At 56.6% G+C, this 16,889-nt stretch carries 13 protein-coding genes; 5 read left to right on the top strand and 8 right to left on the bottom strand.

Annotated features, from left to right (window positions below):
• Positions 1–112 precede the first annotated feature (112 nt).
• Positions 113–1,618 carry an EAL domain-containing protein gene (locus MJ923_RS00770; RefSeq protein ID WP_240589486.1) on the bottom strand — a complete coding sequence of 502 codons (1,506 nt, stop codon included), beginning with the start codon at positions 1,616–1,618 and terminating at the stop codon, positions 113–115.
• Positions 1,619–1,959: 341 nt separating this feature from the next.
• Here MJ923_RS00770 and MJ923_RS00765 point away from each other — a divergent pair, with 341 nt between their 5' ends.
• Entirely contained in the window at positions 1,960–3,063 is a 1,104-nt protein-coding gene (locus tag MJ923_RS00765; RefSeq protein WP_240589485.1) for a putative sulfate/molybdate transporter, read from the top strand.
• A gap of 91 nt (positions 3,064–3,154) precedes the next feature.
• Here the strand turns inward: MJ923_RS00765 and MJ923_RS00760 are convergent, their stop codons facing one another.
• Positions 3,155–4,888 (bottom strand): sensor histidine kinase, encoded by a 1,734-nt coding sequence (locus tag MJ923_RS00760; RefSeq protein WP_420854412.1) that lies wholly within the window; start codon positions 4,886–4,888, stop codon positions 3,155–3,157.
• A gap of 298 nt (positions 4,889–5,186) precedes the next feature.
• Here MJ923_RS00760 and MJ923_RS00755 point away from each other — a divergent pair, with 298 nt between their 5' ends.
• Positions 5,187–5,771 (top strand): response regulator transcription factor, encoded by a 585-nt coding sequence (locus MJ923_RS00755; RefSeq protein ID WP_240589483.1) that lies wholly within the window; start codon positions 5,187–5,189, stop codon positions 5,769–5,771.
• Between the two features lie 23 nt (positions 5,772–5,794).
• Here the strand turns inward: MJ923_RS00755 and brnQ are convergent, their stop codons facing one another.
• The gene (gene brnQ, locus MJ923_RS00750; RefSeq protein WP_240589482.1) at positions 5,795–7,087 is read right to left on the bottom strand and encodes a branched-chain amino acid transport system II carrier protein; all 1,293 of its coding nucleotides are present in this window, start codon (positions 7,085–7,087) and stop codon (positions 5,795–5,797) included.
• Between the two features lie 443 nt (positions 7,088–7,530).
• Between brnQ and MJ923_RS00745 the strand changes: the two genes are divergently transcribed.
• Both MJ923_RS00745 and MJ923_RS00740 read left to right on the top strand, forming a co-directional pair.
• Complete coding sequence (locus tag MJ923_RS00745) at positions 7,531–8,025, top strand: cupin domain-containing protein (RefSeq protein ID WP_240589481.1); 495 nt, start codon at positions 7,531–7,533, stop codon at positions 8,023–8,025.
• 118 nt (positions 8,026–8,143) lie between these two features.
• Positions 8,144–10,201, top strand: coding sequence for a TonB-dependent receptor plug domain-containing protein (locus tag MJ923_RS00740; RefSeq protein WP_240589480.1), 2,058 nt, complete (start codon positions 8,144–8,146; stop codon positions 10,199–10,201).
• A 237-nt stretch (positions 10,202–10,438) separates the two neighbouring features.
• On the opposite strand, the gene MJ923_RS00735 is transcribed toward MJ923_RS00740, so the two are convergent.
• The 5 genes from MJ923_RS00735 to MJ923_RS00715 form a co-directional block, all read right to left on the bottom strand.
• Positions 10,439–11,062, bottom strand: a complete 624-nt coding sequence (locus tag MJ923_RS00735) for a response regulator transcription factor (protein WP_240589479.1) — start codon at positions 11,060–11,062, stop codon at positions 10,439–10,441.
• The gene (locus MJ923_RS00730; protein WP_240589478.1) at positions 11,059–12,465 is read right to left on the bottom strand and encodes a sensor histidine kinase; all 1,407 of its coding nucleotides are present in this window, start codon (positions 12,463–12,465) and stop codon (positions 11,059–11,061) included. The genes MJ923_RS00735 and MJ923_RS00730 overlap by 4 nt, the downstream gene beginning before the upstream one ends.
• Positions 12,466–12,563: 98 nt before the next feature.
• Positions 12,564–13,274, bottom strand: coding sequence for a LytR/AlgR family response regulator transcription factor (locus MJ923_RS00725; protein WP_240589477.1), 711 nt, complete (start codon positions 13,272–13,274; stop codon positions 12,564–12,566).
• Positions 13,267–14,406 carry a sensor histidine kinase gene (locus tag MJ923_RS00720; protein WP_240589476.1) on the bottom strand — a complete coding sequence of 380 codons (1,140 nt, stop codon included), beginning with the start codon at positions 14,404–14,406 and terminating at the stop codon, positions 13,267–13,269. Before MJ923_RS00720 ends, MJ923_RS00725 begins: the two co-directional genes overlap by 8 nt.
• Complete coding sequence (locus tag MJ923_RS00715) at positions 14,403–15,818, bottom strand: alpha/beta hydrolase family protein (RefSeq protein WP_240589475.1); 1,416 nt, start codon at positions 15,816–15,818, stop codon at positions 14,403–14,405. The genes MJ923_RS00720 and MJ923_RS00715 overlap by 4 nt, the downstream gene beginning before the upstream one ends.
• Positions 15,819–16,021: 203 nt before the next feature.
• Between MJ923_RS00715 and MJ923_RS00710 the strand changes: the two genes are divergently transcribed.
• Positions 16,022–16,876: a polysaccharide deacetylase family protein gene (locus MJ923_RS00710; protein WP_240589474.1), complete on the top strand. Its 855-nt coding sequence runs from the start codon at positions 16,022–16,024 to the stop codon at positions 16,874–16,876.
• The last annotated feature ends 13 nt before the right edge of the window (positions 16,877–16,889 follow it).

Below are 16,889 nucleotides of genomic sequence, written 5' to 3'. Positions count from 1 at the left end.
TCTATTTTGGCCTGTCCATGCTGGGCTCCACGACTTGATATTTCCTGCATACACTCCAGGCACTCGCTCCCGCCTGAGCTGGCAGCCTAAGCGTTTGAGGCTGCCGGTCTTTTTAACACTTCCAGTTAAAAAAGGCTTTGGCATCCAGCGGCTTGGAATAGACATAACCCTGAATTAAGCTCACGCCCTGCGAGCGCAGATACTCAAGCTGCACTTCATTCTCAACCCCTTCGGCAATCATCTTCAGTTCGGATTCTTTAGCAAAAGAGATAATTGCATCCAGGGTCTTGCCGTTGAAATTGTGCTCCTGGCCTATGGTATCGATGAACATCTTGTCGATTTTAAGGGTGCTCACCCCGAGGTTTTGCACATAGGTAAAGCAGCCGTAGCCGGTACCGGCATCGTCCAGTTTTAAATCGATCCCCAGCCCATAAATCCGATCCAGCAGCGACTTGGCTGTATCCAAATCGGTCAGCGGCAAACGCTCGGTAATTTCCAGCGATAACCTGTGCCCGCCAAGCTTGCCGGAGGCCACTATGGCGCTCAATTCCGTCAGCAAGGCTTCATCATATAAGTGCGCGGGCACTATGTTGATACTGAAAAACAGCGGCGGCTTTTGCCTGCCAAAGGTGGCAATGTCATTCACCACTTTATCAAGCATCACCCTGGTCATCGGCAGTACCAGCCCCGAGGCTTCGGCAAAAGGAATAAACTGATTGGGCGGCACCAGGGTGCCATCGTTTCGCTGCCAGCGCATCAGCACTTCAGCACCCACCAGCTCGCCGGATTGCGAATCCACAATCGGTTGATAAAAAGGCACAAACTCGCCGCTTTTCACCGCCTGACGAATTTGATAATCCAGCGAGCTGCGGTTTTTAAGCCACATCCAGTAAAACAGCACCGACAACAGGCCAAACACCAGCCCCACCAGCATGCCAATCAGGTTACTGACTCTATAATACTGCTCCAGAAAATCCTGATTACCCGCCAGCTCATAAGTGGCTTTGTAGTAAGGAGTTTCAATCAGGGTTTTGTTGCTGACCACCGGCTTGCCGTTAAAACCAGTAAAGCCAAACTCCAATAAGGGATTAGCCTGAAAGCTGATGCGATAGGTAAGGCAGTTTTCGCAGCTTAAAGGTAGAAAGTGCTTGGGCTCGAGGCGGGCAAAACTGCCGATATAGTGGTAACCGTTCATATGCCGCACCAGCCCCACTTCGTAACCGACACGGCCATCAAGATCCAGTTGCACCACGGTAATGCTGTATTTATCGCTTACCCTGTGGGTCTGGTAGGTAGTGATATTGCGGTCAATCTCGCCACTGGAGCACAGCTGCTGACCATCTTTAAACACCCCCATCCAGCGCAGAAAACTGGCGTTAAATACTTGGTGACGGAGCTGTTTTTGCTTTTCTGGAGAACACTGAGCATTGAGATCCCACTCCGGCAGCCGCTCCATTACAGCTTCGGACTCGGCAAAGTAAAGTCTGAACTTGCTGTCGAGCAATTCGGCGTCCCGTTTAATCGCCTGGGTGGCAAAGTAGTAGTCCAGCCCACGGGTCAGCATCCACCCGCAGAGGAACATCAACACAAACAGTAAAAAGGCACGTTTCCAATCCATGGTACAACCCGATAATCCACCAGTGTATGGCGTGATTATTCCTGAATGCGATCCTGTTAACAACGGATCGGTACCAATCTCAGCCATTCCTATCAGTCGTTTTGACGAGGCAACACTGACACATTCAATGCAGCCTTGTTCCGCGCCTCTGAACTCAGAAGCCGCAGCGCCAACCCACCAGCAGGGGCAAAATGCCTATCTCTAAAGACATAGACGGAAATTTTGTCCCACCTATCTCTGCCAAACCGGCTAAATCCATGACTTTTACGGACAATTACCGACCATAAAGATGGCACCTAACTTGCTGAGCTAAATGACGATTTATTAGCCAGGCAACCATAATGCCAACGCCTGCACCAAACAGGCTCAACGAATTCTCCGGCGCCTTTGCCGATCTCGGCACCTTCCTGCCACTGGTTCTGGGGCTGATTGCCCTGAATGGTTTTTCAGCCGAACGGATCTTCCTGGGATTTGGCCTGTTTGCCATCGCCATTGCCTGCTATTACCGTCGCCCCATTCCGGTGCAGCCGATGAAGGTGATTGCCGCCATGACCATCGGCCTTGGTCTCTCACCTGCTGTGATGGAAGCCAGTACCCTGATGATTGGGTTGATTTTAATTCTCCTCGCCCTGAGCGGCGCCATCACAGCGTTGGCGCGGCAGCTGTCTCAGGCGGTGAGTGTGGGATTGCAACTGGCCATTGGCTTGCAATTAATGAAGATGGGACTTGAGCAAATCAGCCTCAATTGGGTCGCAGGCCTTGGAGCACTGGGGTTACTGCTAATGTTCCGTGGCAATAAGGCAAGTATTGTGATGCTGTTGATTATTGCCGGCGGTATCCTGTGGCAGAGCCTTGGCACCAGTCCGGGTCAGCTGCCAAGACAAAGCTGGCAGATGACCCTGCCCAGCCTTTCTGAGTGGCAGTTCGCAATGTTTTCGCTGGTATTGCCGCAGTTGGCACTGACACTCACCAATGCCGTTATCGCCACCTCGGCCATGGCCAGTGATAAGTTCCCTGAAGACAAAGCCAAGCTTACCCCAAAACACTTGGGGCTCAGCTCGGGGCTTGCCAACCTGCTCAGCGCGCCTTTTGGCGGTATCGCCATGTGCCACGGCGCCGGCGGTCTGGCCGCCCAGTACAGCTTCGGCGCCAGAACCGCTTTGGCCCCGGCGATATTTGGGGTCAGTTGCCTGATTTTTGCAGCCGGATGGCAATATGGCCTTGGAGATCTGTTGCTGCTGTTGCCACTGCCAATACTGGGTGCGCTGCTGACCCTGGCAGGCGGCCAACTGGCCTGGTCAAAGCGCTTCCTCGATGGCCGACCTTTCTGTCTTGTGGTGATAGGTGCCACCGCTATCACCGCACTTATGGTCAATATGGCGGCAGGCCTCGCCCTGGGGCTGGTTTTGGAGTGGGGCCGCAAACGGGCACTGGCCCGTGCCTGAATCGCTTAGAGGCTTAAGGAAGCGAATAAGTCCCGTGTTTGCTCTGCGTGAGTTTACGATGGATAGATGCAAGGCACTGTTCGCATCTTCCTTAGCTCTCACGGCTGTGTGGCAGGCACACCTTCACCAAACAGCCCTGCTGCCAGGGAAGGGAGTCTTCAGGAGCAATATTGCGGATACTGAGTTTGCCGCCGTGGCGCGCCACCACATCGCGGCAAATTGCCAGTCCCAGCCCCAAACCATCACGCTTGGTGCTGGTAAAGCTGGTCAGCACTTCATTTTCTTCGAGTAACAGCCCGGTTCCATTGTCTGCAACAATCAGACAAGCCCCCCTTGGCTCAAAGCTGAGCCTGAGCAATATGTGCCTTGGCCGCGACACCTCAGCCAGCGCATCGAGGGCATTTTTCAGCAGATTCACCAGCAGCTGACTCAGGGCCACAGAGTCACCAAGCACCGGCCTTGGGCTGCCTGTCAGCTCCCGATGCAGCACCACATTAAGGCCTCCAAGCTCCCGCTCCAGTAAGCTCAGGGTATCGCCAATCAGCAGAGGCAGCTCCAGCAGCTCACTTTCACCCCGCTGACGCTTAAGCAAGCTGCGAATGCGATGCACCACGGCGCCCGCCCTCAAAGACTGGGCGTGAATTTTTCCAAGCAGTTCATAGTCCTGACTCGATTCAAGCGCCCGAAACTTAAGCCCCTGCAAACCGCCTTCACTGTATTGGGTGATGGCCGCAATGGGCTGATTCAGTTCATGGGCCAGACCGGCGCCTATCTCCCCAAGCACGGCGGCACTTTGCATCCGCTCCAGCATCAGCTCTTTGTCCCGCAGCGAACGCTCGGCGGCCAGCAGGCTGTCACTCTTTTGCCGAAACCTATACTCAAGCCAGAGATGATACAGCATGCCAGCAAGCAGCAGCAGGATAACGGTAACCGCATACTCACGGTTAGCCTTGAGCCAGCCCAGCGCCAGCTTCAGCGGCTCAGCGCCTGTGCCATGCAGCTGCAATTCTTCATAGAGTTTTATCACCGTAAGCTGGCTGATTGGGGCGGTCCAGCCCAGGGTTCTGGCCGAAATTGCCGCCTCCGAGCCCGGCGGCAACTCGAACAGCGCCTTGGTCACCGCCTGAGTGATGCGGGCAGGCACCTTATCCGAGGCGGCAAAAGACCAGTTGGGATACAAGCTGGTGCTGATTTCACAGTCGTAGCCCTCAGGTTTTACCGCGTTGATAATCCGGAAGTCCTCACGCCGGATAAGGCCCGAGTCGACCATTTCTTCCAGAGTGCAAAAGGGAGTGATGGCGCCATCGACCATGCCATCGCGCACCTGATACACCAGCGGCTCCAGCGGAAACCCCAAAAAGCGTACATCGGCGAAGAAGTTGGCCGCATCCAGTCCCCGGCGGTTTAACAGCCCAATGGTGGCCTGATAGCCCCCAAGCGCCTGAGGATCCGACGCCACGATACGTGCCCCCTTGAGCTGCTCAATGTTCTGCACCGGACTGTCGCTTCGCACTAGGATGGTAGAGCCAATGGCATAGGTGGCGCCGTTATGTTTGCGGCTGCGCATGGTGGCAAGCCAGGACAGTGGCATCTCGTTCGACAGGCTCAGATACTGGCCGGGGTTAGTGACAATAAACTGGATCCGTAAATCCAAAAGCTGCTCACGCATATCATCAAAATCCACCGGCACCACTTCGAAGCGATTGCCGGGCACCCTGTCAGACAAGTACTGCATCATCCCCTGCCAGCGCTGTTTGGCCTCGGCCACCCCATGATTTGCCAGCACCCCAACCCGAAACACAGCTTCAATGGGCTCATCCCCCATTTCCGCGTCGGTGGCGCCAAGCTTGAGCGGCCACAGCAAAAACGCCAGCAGCCACAGCAGCGGCAGATACACTGCCGACCGTGCCCCGACACGTTCAACCCCGCTGACCCAGTACGCACCCACCCTTGCCTGCCTTATTCAAAAGCTTTTGGTTATTGTGCCGTGACAGTGCCAACACCAACGTGAAGCCAGACGCAAAATCACCTGCCCGGCAGTGATCCAGCGCCAACTACCACACATCCGGCTTGCCGGGCGGGCCAGGCTTTTTTAGGCTGGACGAAAAGAGGGGGATGCGACCATGGCGCTCTATCTGGTTGATGATGACGAGGCAATCCGCGATTCACTGAGCTTTATGCTGGGGCAATTCGGCCGCCAGGTGACGAGCTTTGCCAGTGCCGAGGCTTTTTTGACGGCGGTGGATGTGAGCCAACCCGGCTGCCTTATTCTGGATAGCCGGATGCCGGGGCTGTGCGGTGAAGCGCTGCAGCGAGAACTGAACCGCCAGCAGAGTCCACTGGGGATTATCTTTTTAACCGGTCACGGCGATCTGCCAATGGCGCTGTGCGCCTTTCGTGAAGGTGCCTGTGACTTCTTCCAAAAACCAGTGCAGGCCGCGCCTTTGTGCGATGCCATCGATAAGGCAAGCCTGCAAAGCCAGCATCGCTTCGACACCATGGCACTGAAACAAAAGCTGGCAGCCCTGAGCCAGCGCGAAGCCCAGGTACTGAAACTGCTGACCGACGGGCTGACCAACAAGCAGATTTCCGAGACCCTGTTTTTGGCCGAGCGCACCATTGAAGTGCACCGCGCCAGCTGCATGAAGAAGCTCGGCGTGCATACCCTGGCCGAACTGGGCCGTTTTGCCTGCAGCCAGCCGGGTTAATACTGTCGTTGTCAGCGGTCGTATCAGGCAGCAGCCACTGCCTTGGTTTTTTGTCTGTTGGCCCTGAGCCGGGCTATCAGAACTGACATGCCAAGCACCGCAAGCGTGGGCAACAGCCAGCTGGCAAAGCTGTCAAACAGCGGCAGATGACCCAGCAGCTTAAGCGCCTTTTCACCAAACAGTCCCAGAATATGGCCCGCATCAATCACGCCAAAAGCCGTTGCCGTAGCCAGCACCATGCCTTGGGCCTGACGACTTAAACGGCGACGCAGCGGCGCAATCAGCAGCAAGGCAATCGCCAGCGGATGCAGCGCCACCACCACAGGCAGGGTGATGGTGAGCAGAGTATCCAGCCCCAAATTGGCCACCAGCGCCGACACCAGCAGACTCACTCCGACCGCCTGACGATAACGAACCTGGCGAAAGCTCTTCTCATAAAACTCACTGCCGGCACTGGTTACCCCAATCACTGTGGTCAGACAGGCCAGCAACATCACCAGCGCCAGTATCAGGCTGCCCGCCGTTCCCAGATGCGCCGAGGTAAAGCTGGTAAGAATAGCACCGCCATTGGCAAACTCCCCCACGGCGCCGCGGCCAAGCCAGGCCAGCGCCAGATACACCAAGGCCATGGCAAAGCCATACATCAGCGCCGCCAGCAGGGTGTATCGGCTGGTGAGTTTGGGGCAGTTGACCCCAAATCCACGGATAGCAGCAAAAATCACCCAGCCAAAGCCAATGGAGCCCAGCGCATCCATGGTCATGTAACCCTGGGTCAGGCCTTCAGCAAAGGGGCGAGTGGCATAAGCACCGGTCGCAGCGCCAATGTCAGGCGTTTGTCCCAGCGCCAGAACCGCCAGCACCCCAAGCAGGATAAGCAGCATGGGGGTCAGTAACTTGCCAACCCTGTCTATCAGGCGCCCGGGGTGGAAACAAAACCAGGCCGATAACAGACAAAAGCCAATAGTGAATGGCAACAGCAAATCATCCCCAGCCGGCGCCAAGGTAAACTCGTAGGCCACGGTAATCGCCCTTGGGATCACAAAGGCCGGTCCTATGACGATAAACAGCAGTACCCAGAAGCTTTTGGCAAACCAGTTGGGCAGATGCGCAGTAAGATTTTCAGAGCCGCGGCACAGCGCCACCATCACCAGCGCAAACGCTGGCAGGCCGACACCGGTCAGCAGAAACCCTGCCATGGCTGGCCAAAAGGCGTCACCGGCCTGATAACCCAAAAAGGGCGGAAAAATAAGATTGCCTGCGCCCAGATACATGGCAAAGGTTAAGAAGCCAAGGGCGGCGATATCGCGGAATTTCAATGTGATTACCTCAACTCGGGGAACCGGAAGAGGCTGGAAAGAAGAGAAAACACTCGCTGCCAGCCTCAGTGAAGGCTGGCAGAAGTTTCCCGTCAGCCCTGAGTAGAGAACAGGGAGAGCAGGAGCAATAGGCCGGTCACGCGCGCAGCACCGGCCGGAGCGGGTTTGGCTGAGTGATGTTGGGCTTTTTGCTGGGTATGCTTTTGCATGATGCACCTGTGTGGTTTTACGCTATGCCCGGTTGGGCGCTGCAAATTACAGCAGTTTCCTGTGACAAAAACAAGGGTTCAACGCACACTTTGTGCAATATAATCAACATGTTAAATCAAAGATAATTAATTGTATCCATTTTGATCTTTGCTCGTATTTTAATCAGGGTGGAACATTGCCATATTTAGCAGTCGTGTAACAATAAAGCCTGAATTCACCTCTGCGAGCAGCCCATGAAACCCTTTATCAATCTGAACGACCTTTGCCACCAGCCCGACATGGGCGAGCAAAGTGAACTTGGCCAATATGGCGAAACCAGCTTTGCCGTCAGCAATCTGATTGGTGCGAAACGCCTGGGTTATAGCGTTTCGATAGTGCCACCGGGCAAGCGGGTATGCCCGTTTCATAACCACAGGGTAAATGAAGAGATGTTTCTCATTCTGGCAGGCTCGGGCACCCTCAGATTCGGCGAGCACAGCTACCCGGTTGGGCCGATGGACATCATCGCCTGCCCACCGGGCGGCCCTGAGGTGGCGCATCAGCTTATCAACAGCGGCGACACTGACCTTAAATACCTGTGCCTGTCGACTCAGGATGAGGTGGATGTGTGTGAATACCCGGATTCAAATAAAATTCTCGCCATGACAGGCCCCCAGGGCGCACGCACCCTGCGCCATATCAGCCGCAAACAGGATGCAGTGGATTATTGGGAGGGTGAACTCGAGTAACCGGCACTCTTTCGATTACTCCGGGGTGCGACACAGTGTCGCAGTTTGCCGCTTTGGGTTTGTGCATCTATACCGGGTTCACAACAATAGGCCATCTTTTCCAATACACAACAAGAAGATGCAAGCCAAACTCTCCCCTGTTTTTCTGGCCCTTATGCCTTTTGTCTCACCGCTGGCGCTGTTTCCTGCACTGCTGACCTCCTCTGCCGCCAGTGCCAATCAGCTGATGGATGAAGTGATTGAAGTGCGTTCAGCGCGCGAAACCTCGGTGGTGCAAGCCAGCAGCCACAGCGCCCCCCACGCAGACATCAGCGAAGTGCTGCGAAGCCTGCCCGGCGCCGATATCAACCGCAATGGCCCCCTGACCGGCATTGCCCAGTACCGTGGCCTGTACGGCGACCGCGTGCATGTATCCATTGACGGCCAAACTCCGGCAGGAGCAGGCCCCAACGCCATGGATACGCCACTGTCTTACGCGGGCGGCATCCTTACCCAAAGCCTTGAAGTCGACCGCGGCATCGCCCCCGTAAGCCGGGGCACCGACACCTTGGGCGGCAGCGTACGCACCAGTGAAAGCCAGGCAATGGCAGGCGAAGTTTCGGGCCGTATCTCAGGCCAGTATCAGGCAAACGGCGAGCAATATCGCCTCGGCGCCAAAACCAATCTTGGCAGCGACAATCACGCATTGCTGCTATACGGCGAAACCCTGCAGGGCAAAGATGCCCCCGAAACCGGCGCGGGCCGCGAGATCCTGCCTGGCGTCTACGATAAAACCCTGGCTGGCGCCAAGTACCGTTACTACCGCGGCGACAGCTTTATCGGCCTTGGTGTGTCGCATCTGGAAACGCTGAACTCCGCCACCCCGGCACTGCCGATGGACATCGACTATATCCGCACCGACAGATTCAAGCTCGAAGGCCGCTCTATGCTCGCCGCCGACTGGCAGCTGGACTGGGAGCTTGGCTATAACGATGCCCGTCACGGCATGGATAACTACAGCCTGCGGATGAAGATGCCCTCGATGGCGCCGCGCTACAACAGCGCCGATGCCCAGAGCTGGCAAGGCAAGTTAACCCTTGGCAGCCGCGATTGGCTGTTTGGTGCCGACTTCAGTCAGGCGACCCACGACTCTGTGATCACCGAGCCCGGCAAGCCCATGTTCCGGGTAGACAATTTTGCCGGAGTTGAGGATGCGAGCTACAGCCTGTTTGCCGAGCGGCAACTCATGCTCTCCGACTGGCAATGGCAGCTGGGCGCCCGGGTAAAACACTACCGTTTCGATGCCGATGAAGTGAGCCACTCCATGGCCGCCATGAAGCCCGCCATTGCCGAGCTGATGCGCCGCTACAACAGCGCAGATCGCAGCCAAAGCGACACTGGGTTTGACTTGGTTGCCAATGGCCGTAAACCCATCAATGACGAACTGAGTCTGATTGTTGGCCTGGCGCACAAGCAGGCCAGCGCCAGTTATCAGCAGCGCTATTTGTGGGTGCCGATGCAGTCCACCGGCGGTCTTGCCGATGGCCGCACCTATGTGGGCGATATGGATTTGGAGCTGGAAACCGCCTGGCAGCTTGAGCTCGGGCTGGAACTTTATCAGGGGAATTTTGCCCTGAGCCCAAGGCTGTTTATCAATCGCATCGACAACTACATTCAGGGGCTGCCAACCGATGATGCCGCCATTATCGCCGCCGGTGATGCCAATACCCTGGTATTCAGCAACACCGATGCTCTGCTGTACGGCATGGACGTGACCGCCGACTGGCAACTCACCGAGGTACTGAGCCTCGATGTAAACGCCCTTTACGTTCGGGGTGAGCGCCGCGATGTAAAAGACGATCTGTATCGCATTGCGCCGCCTTCAGTCGCCATGGGACTTGAGTATCGCCGTGGCGACTGGTTTGCCAGATTGCAGGGCCGCGCGGTTGCAGCACAGGAAAAGGTGTCTGAAGTGCAGCAGGAGCTGCGCTCCAGCGGTTATGCCACTGTGGATGTGGCCGCTGGCTGGGAGTCAGGCGCCTTCGCCATCAAAGCCGGGGTCGACAACCTGTTTGATATTGAATATGCCGACCACCTTGCCGGTTACAACCGGGTGGCCGGTGGCGATATTGCCATGGGCGAACGTATGCCCCAACCCGGTTTGAATGCCTGGGTGATGGCGGATTATCGTTTTTAACAGCGGATTTAAATGTCGCGTCCGGGCACGCATAAGCGCATACGCGCCTGTGTCTAAGCGCTTGCGTCTATGCGCCGCCTGGCATTGGGTTCACATCAGAATGGCAAATGCACGACTGCAACTCTTAAATGACAGCAAGGGTGCAAAGACTGCCACTCTGAAAAGACTTCCACTCGCTTGAACCACCCCCCGCCTCTGCGGGGGATTTTTTTATCCATTAGCGGTAGTGAACAGGCGTCAGGGCTTTTTGGCCAATTTGCGCTGCAGGGTACGCCTGTGCATACCAAGCTTACGCGCCGTGGCCGACACATTGCCCTCGTTAGCGGCCAGCACCTGCTGAATATGTTCCCACTCAAGCCGTCTTGGGCTCATGGGCGCATCGAGACTCTCATCCACCTCCGCTGTTTGTTCATGCAGGGCTAACTGTGACGTTGCCTCCTCAGCACAGCCGCGGCGTTTCGCCTCGGGCAGCAGGGTGACGACTAGGGTCTGGCTGTCCACCGGCTTGGCAAGGTAGTTGTCGGCGCCGAGCTTTACCGCTTCCACCGCGGTGGCGATACTGGCAAAGCCGGTCAGCAGCACTATATTGGCAGCGGGCAAACTGGCCCGAAGCGGCGTTATCAGCTTAAGGCCGCTGGTCTGTTCAAGCTTCATATCCAAGAGCACATGGCTTGGCTGCCAGCTGCGGGCGCACAAGAGCGCCTCTGTGGGTTCACTCACGTGGCGGCACTCAAAACCGTGGCGGCTTAAGCGCCTGCACAGGGCCGCACCATAGGCGAGGTCATCCTCCACCACCATGAGTCTGAGTGGGGATTTCGATGTGGATTGCGTGAGTTGGAAAGATTGAGTGCTCTGGCTCATAACCCAGCCTCCTCGGCACAGAGCAGCGGCAGATACACGCTGGCGATACAGCCGCTGCTTGAACCCGTTGCAGCGCCCCTGGAAGAAATACCGCCTGTTGCATCGGGGGACATATTGGAAAGCACCAACTCGCCGCCGAGGCGCTCGAGGCTGGCGTGGGTCAGCATCAGCGCCATGCCAAGCCCCTGCTCGCTCGCCACTGGCCGTGCGCCCAGCGCTTGCAGCTGCGCCGCATCAATGCCCTTGCCTTCATCGCGTATGGTCAGGCGCAAGCGATTGTTGTCCACGGCGGTCGCCGACAGCCACACCCTCGCTTCACCGGTTTGCTGACGGGAGGCGCGGGCGCCGTTGTCCACCAGCGCCAGCAACGAAGGCAGTAGGCTCATGTCGCTGCAAAGCCGCCGGGCCTGCACTGTTTTATCAAACTGTATTTCTATGCTGACATCGGGCATCAGCAGCAGCACCCTGTCTGCCAGGCTGTTACACAGCGCCTCTACCGACACCACCGCCTGATGCCGCTCGCGGATCGCCTCGGTGGCGGCGCGAAGCTCGCTTAAGGTGGACTCACAGCGCCTGAGCGCGAGATCCATCTCGGCAGGCAGCTCAGCTACGCCTGCTGCCGCGCCTGCTGCCGCGTTATTGCCAGCGCCATTCCCAGCGTTTTCGGCAGCCTCCTCCATGGCCTCATCCACAAGCAGCCGCAAGGTGGCAAGCGGTGTGGCCAGTTGGTGACTCATCTGCGCCGAAGCTGTGCCCAGTGCCAGCAGCTGCTCCTGTCGAAGCTGGGACTCCCTAAGCGCTGCAAGCCTGGCATCGGCTGCCCGCAGGCGCCGTGAAATCAGCGCCACGCTGGTGGTCAGCACCAGGGCGCTCAACACAAAGTTAAGCCACATGCCAATAAAGTGAGAGTTCATGCCGCCGGTATCGGCCATCTCATGTCCCATGTGGGCATGGGCGCTGTGCATGCTGCCCGCCATGTCGCTGCTGTCCGGCGCGGCAAACAGCATCAGGCTGTAGGCAGCCGTGGTCAGCGCCGCCATGGTCCAGGGTGCCCAGGAAGGCAAGGTGACGGCGGCAATGGCAATCGGTAACAGCAGCAACGAGATAAAGGCGTTGGTGGCGCCGCCGCTGAAATACAGCCAGGAGATCCACAGCAAGGTATCGATAAGCAGGCTGATAAAAAGCCCGCCGCTGTGGCGCACTATACCGTGCCTGAGCCACAGGGTAACGCCAAGATAGGCAAGCTCGATGGCAAACACGTACTGCAGTGGCTCAGTTTTCAGCGACAGCCCAAAGGCATCGGCGCCAAAGAAGGTGAGCACCAATTGCAGCAGCAACCCCAGCGCCCGCAGGGTAATAAGCTGATTGGCCGCCAGTGGCGAATGGGAAAAACTCTGTGGCATAAGAGGCAAAAAGCCAGCAACTGTAGGTTGGTGCGATTTTACCCTTATCCCCGGCCAAGAACACTGACCCGGCACAAAAGCAGGTTAAAAAGCCTTGCTCACAGGCTCATCAGATCCCGCAGCAGGCTGGTTTGGCGGCGGGAGACTTCAATACGGGCACCGCTGGAGAGGGTCAGCTCCAACCCGCCACTGCTGCAGGCTTCGATATGACGGATATGCGCCAGCTGCACTATGTGCTGACGACTGACCCGAAAGAAGTGTTGGCTTGGCAGGCGCGGCTCGATTTTATTCAAGGTACGATAGATGAGCGGCTTGTTGTCGTCAAAATAGACCTGGGTGTAGTTTCCCTGAGCTTCGAAGCGCTCCACATCACCGAGCCTGACCAGATAACAATTGCGCCCATCTTTAACGAAAAACTGGCTGTCGAGGGTCATTTTTTCACTGCGATTGGCCGATTCTATCGCCAGCATCGCCCGTTCACAGGCCTGCTGCAGCCGCTGACTGTTGATGGGTTTGAGCAGATAATCCAGCGCCTGCTTTTCAAAAGCCTGCAGGGCAAACTCTTCAAAGGCGGTGGTAAAAATCACCCGCGGCGCCTCATTAAGGCTCGCCAGTAGCTCAAAACCGGAGCCATCGGGCAGGTCGATATCCAAAAACAGCAGATCCGGTGCATGTGCTTCACAGGCGCTGATGCCCTCCTGCACCGAAGCGGCTTCGGCCACCACGGTAATACCTTCTATGGCTGCAAGCTGCTGTTTCAGCTCAACTCTTGCCAGCCTTGAATCTTCGACTATCAGTGCCTTAAGCAATTTCCCTGTCCTTTTTATCCAGCGGCAAGCGCAAACACGCCACCACGTTTTCACCGTCGGCCCGAATATCGAAGGCGGCCTTGCCTGCCAACCTGTGGGCCTGCTCGCCATTATCATGACTACTCTCAAGACCACTCTCATGGCCATTCTCGAGGCCATTCCCGAGGCCATAGTGCAGTTGCAATCGCTGGCGAATGTTCTGGATCCCTATCCCGGTGCCCCGGGCATCTTCCGGCGCCAAGGTGCCGGGGTTGGTGACTTCCACCATCAGGCAGCCGGCTTCGCAGCGCGCCGAGATATCAATTCTGCCGCCCTGCAGCCGCTTGCCTATGCCGTGTTTAATGGCGTTTTCCACCATCAGCTGCAACATCATCTTGGGGAACAGCACATCCTGGCAATCCGGTGCTATGTCCAACCGGTAACTGAGGCGGGATTCAAATTGCAGCTCATTGATACTGAGGTACTGCTTAACTGTGCCGAGTTCCTGCTGAAACGGAATAAGGGCGCTGCTGTCGGCGTACATTACATAGCGCATCACATCCGACAGCTCAGTTAACATTTGCCGTGCCTTGTCTTTATCCTCCAGGATAAGTGCTCTGATATTATTGATTGCATTAAAAATAAAGTGCGGATTTATCTGACTTAGCAATAAATCCAGCTGCGCCGCCTGCAGCGACTGCTGCAGGGCTTCCTGTGACTTCTCACGCTGGCTTAGCAGTCGCTGGCGCTTAATCACCAGATAAAACAGCGACCAGAGCAAAATAATAAACAGGGTATTGGGGATGGACATCAGCAGCTGAGACGGGGCCTCCGGGATGACCTTGCCAAACACCAGCTCCTGATTGGGAAGCAGCACCAGCGCCACTAACGCGGTGGTTAACAGAGCCGCCAGCAAGGCGCCCAACAGCACATGGGCCACCACCCTGCCCAGCGACTTATCTTCAATAAAGCGATGAAAATACAGTCGCAGTAACCCTGTGGACACCATCAATGCCGCAAACAGCGACACTGAATTGACCAGCTCCCCCACACCGTAGTGGCTGAAGTAGCCCCGCACACTCAGGTTGAGCAGGGCAAAGCTTCCCCAACCAAGCGTCTGGTACAGCCAGAAACGCTTCAGATTGGAGCTCATAGAGCCTTCACCCAATTGGCGATATCCAGACTTACCGCGTCGCTGAAGCTAATCTCGCTGGTAACATATTCATTGGGCAGCCCAGATTTTGCAGGCTGAAACAGGTGGTTAAGGCCCGGGTAGATACGGGTGGTCAGCAGTTCATGCTTCACGTTGTTTTTAAATCCTTTTATGTTGGGGTCAGCCAGTACCTGCACATCCAGCTCACCATTCAAAGCCAGCACCGGCATGGTCAGTTTGGCCAGACTGGGGGCAGGATCGGCACTGACAAAGTACCTGAACCAGGGGCTGGAAAGCTGCTCTGCCTTGGCTTTGGCACTCTCCTGCTCATCGCCGAGGGATACCATCAGCTCGGTCAGTTCATCAGTCGCCACACCGCGGCGCACAGCGCTGAATATTTGTTTTTGCGCCCTATCATCTTTTTCGAGCGCCGCTTTGTCCATCCCCATCAACTGAGAAATTCTAAAGGATTGATCAATCAGGATTTGCTCGCCGCTGGTGCCAAGCCCGGCCAGCGATACCAAAAAGTTAACTCTGGGCTCTTTTGCCGCAGCCAGGGTGCCTATCAAACCGCCCTCACTGTGGCCGACAAAGCCTACCGGCAGCTTGTCTGCCCAGGGTTGAGCGCGGATAAATTCAAACGCGGCCAGGGCGTCGGTGGCAAAATCCAGACTGGTGGCACTGGCGAAGTCGCCACCCGACTGACCCACACCCCGGTCGTCGAAACGCAGCACGGCAATGTCTTCCCGGCTCAGTTGATGGGCGAGCACCATAAAGATTTTGTGACCAAAGGCTTCGGCATCCCGGGTGCTGGGGCCCGAGCCCGACAGCAAGATAGCGACCGCCTTTGGCGTCTTTGGCAGGCTAAGGGTTCCGGCCAGCGTGATACCGGCCTCGCTGGCAAAGCTCACGTCCTGCACCTGATAATCGGCGCTGAACAGCTCCTGCGGCTTGGGCTTGCGGCCCGCCAACGGTTGCTGCTGCCGCTCAAAAGTCACAGGGGCACTGAAACCGCCCTGCTGATACTGGCTGTGAATCGCATCCCCCTGCCACTGGCCCTCGATATTGATGGCGGCGGCCGGTAAGCCCAGCTTCAATGCCTGGCCGGTCAGGCTGGCCTCAGGAAAACAGATATCAAACTGTCCCTGCGCCGGCACATCCATACAGGCTTCAAAGCCGTTATCAGACTGCTTTAACTTCAATACCAGTTCCAAAGACGTCTTGGCGTTGACCTTAAGCTCGGCGATCCAGTTGCCGTTGATGGTCTCAGTCGCAGTAGAGTCGGCATACGCTGGGCAGCCAAGACTGACGGCCAGCAGGCTGGCAGCCATCCAATGCAGCTTGCTCCGTACCGGGGTTGAAGGGCGCTGTGTATTGCTGATGCTGATACTGTGGCTGGTAAAAGATTTCATGGCTGTGCTCCTGTTATCGTTTTGATGAAGCCATGCTAACGGGGCGCCCCCAGCCCATGGGCAAGACTTATGCGAGCGGCAGAAATTCTCTTTAAGCGGCGACTCATCCTCTTTAGCCACATAAAGGCGCCGGTTTGCAATCGGCCAGCCGAACTGCAATAGTCCCAAGACCTATCGACGGACAAATATAAAACGGATTTTAAATGAATCGCTTGCCCATAAACCTGACGGCAATTGCCCTGCTGTTTACATCAAGCCTCAGCGCCGCTGAGGCGCCAGGCCGCATCGATACCAAGGCCACGAGCCTCTACCCCAACCAGGCCCGTAACGCAGTGTCCTTAAGCTTTGATGATGCCAGGGTCAGCCAGGCAGATGTGGGGTTGCCGCTGCTGGCGCGCTATCAGGTCAAGGCCACCTTTTATCTGCTGCCGGTATTTGCCAAAGAGCGGCTGCCACAATGGCAAGCGGCACTGAAAAGCGGCCATGAGATTGGTAACCACACCATGAATCACCTGTGCACCGGCAATTTTCAGTGGCTACGGGACAAGGATGCCGGACTGGAGCAGGCCGATTTAGCCTTTATCGCCAAAGACCTGGATCAGTCACAGGCTTTTTTTGAAAAAGAGCTTGGTATCACCCCAAAACACTTCGCCTACCCCTGCGGCCAGACCTTTGTTGGACGCGGTAAAGAGGTTAAAAGCTATGTGCCGCTGATTGCCGAGCGCTTTATTACCGGCCGCACCTGGAACGATGAAACCGCCAACCTGCCCGGCTACACCGACTTTGCCCAGCTGCGCACCCTGCCTATCGACAATAAAAGCTTTGCCGAAATAAAGGCCATGCTTGAAGCGCAGCGGGAAACCAATAAGTGGCTCATTCTGGCGGGCCACAACATAGGCAGCGAAGGCACCTTCACCACCCGCACCGAAGCCTTGGAGCAGCTTATTCAATATCTGCAGGACCCAGCCAACGGCTACTGGCTGGCGCCCGTGGGGCAAGTAGCCGCGCATCTACAGGCAGGCGAAAACGCTGCCACGGCAGCGGCCAGTAGCCAGTAGTCAGAGCAGTCGC

Origin of the sequence: Shewanella zhuhaiensis (assembly GCF_022484835.1) — a bacterium.
In the GTDB taxonomy this organism is placed as follows: Bacteria; Pseudomonadota; Gammaproteobacteria; order Enterobacterales; family Shewanellaceae; genus Shewanella; species Shewanella khirikhana.
Note: the sequence above shows the minus strand (reverse complement) of the source record. Positions and strands in the feature narration are given on the sequence as shown.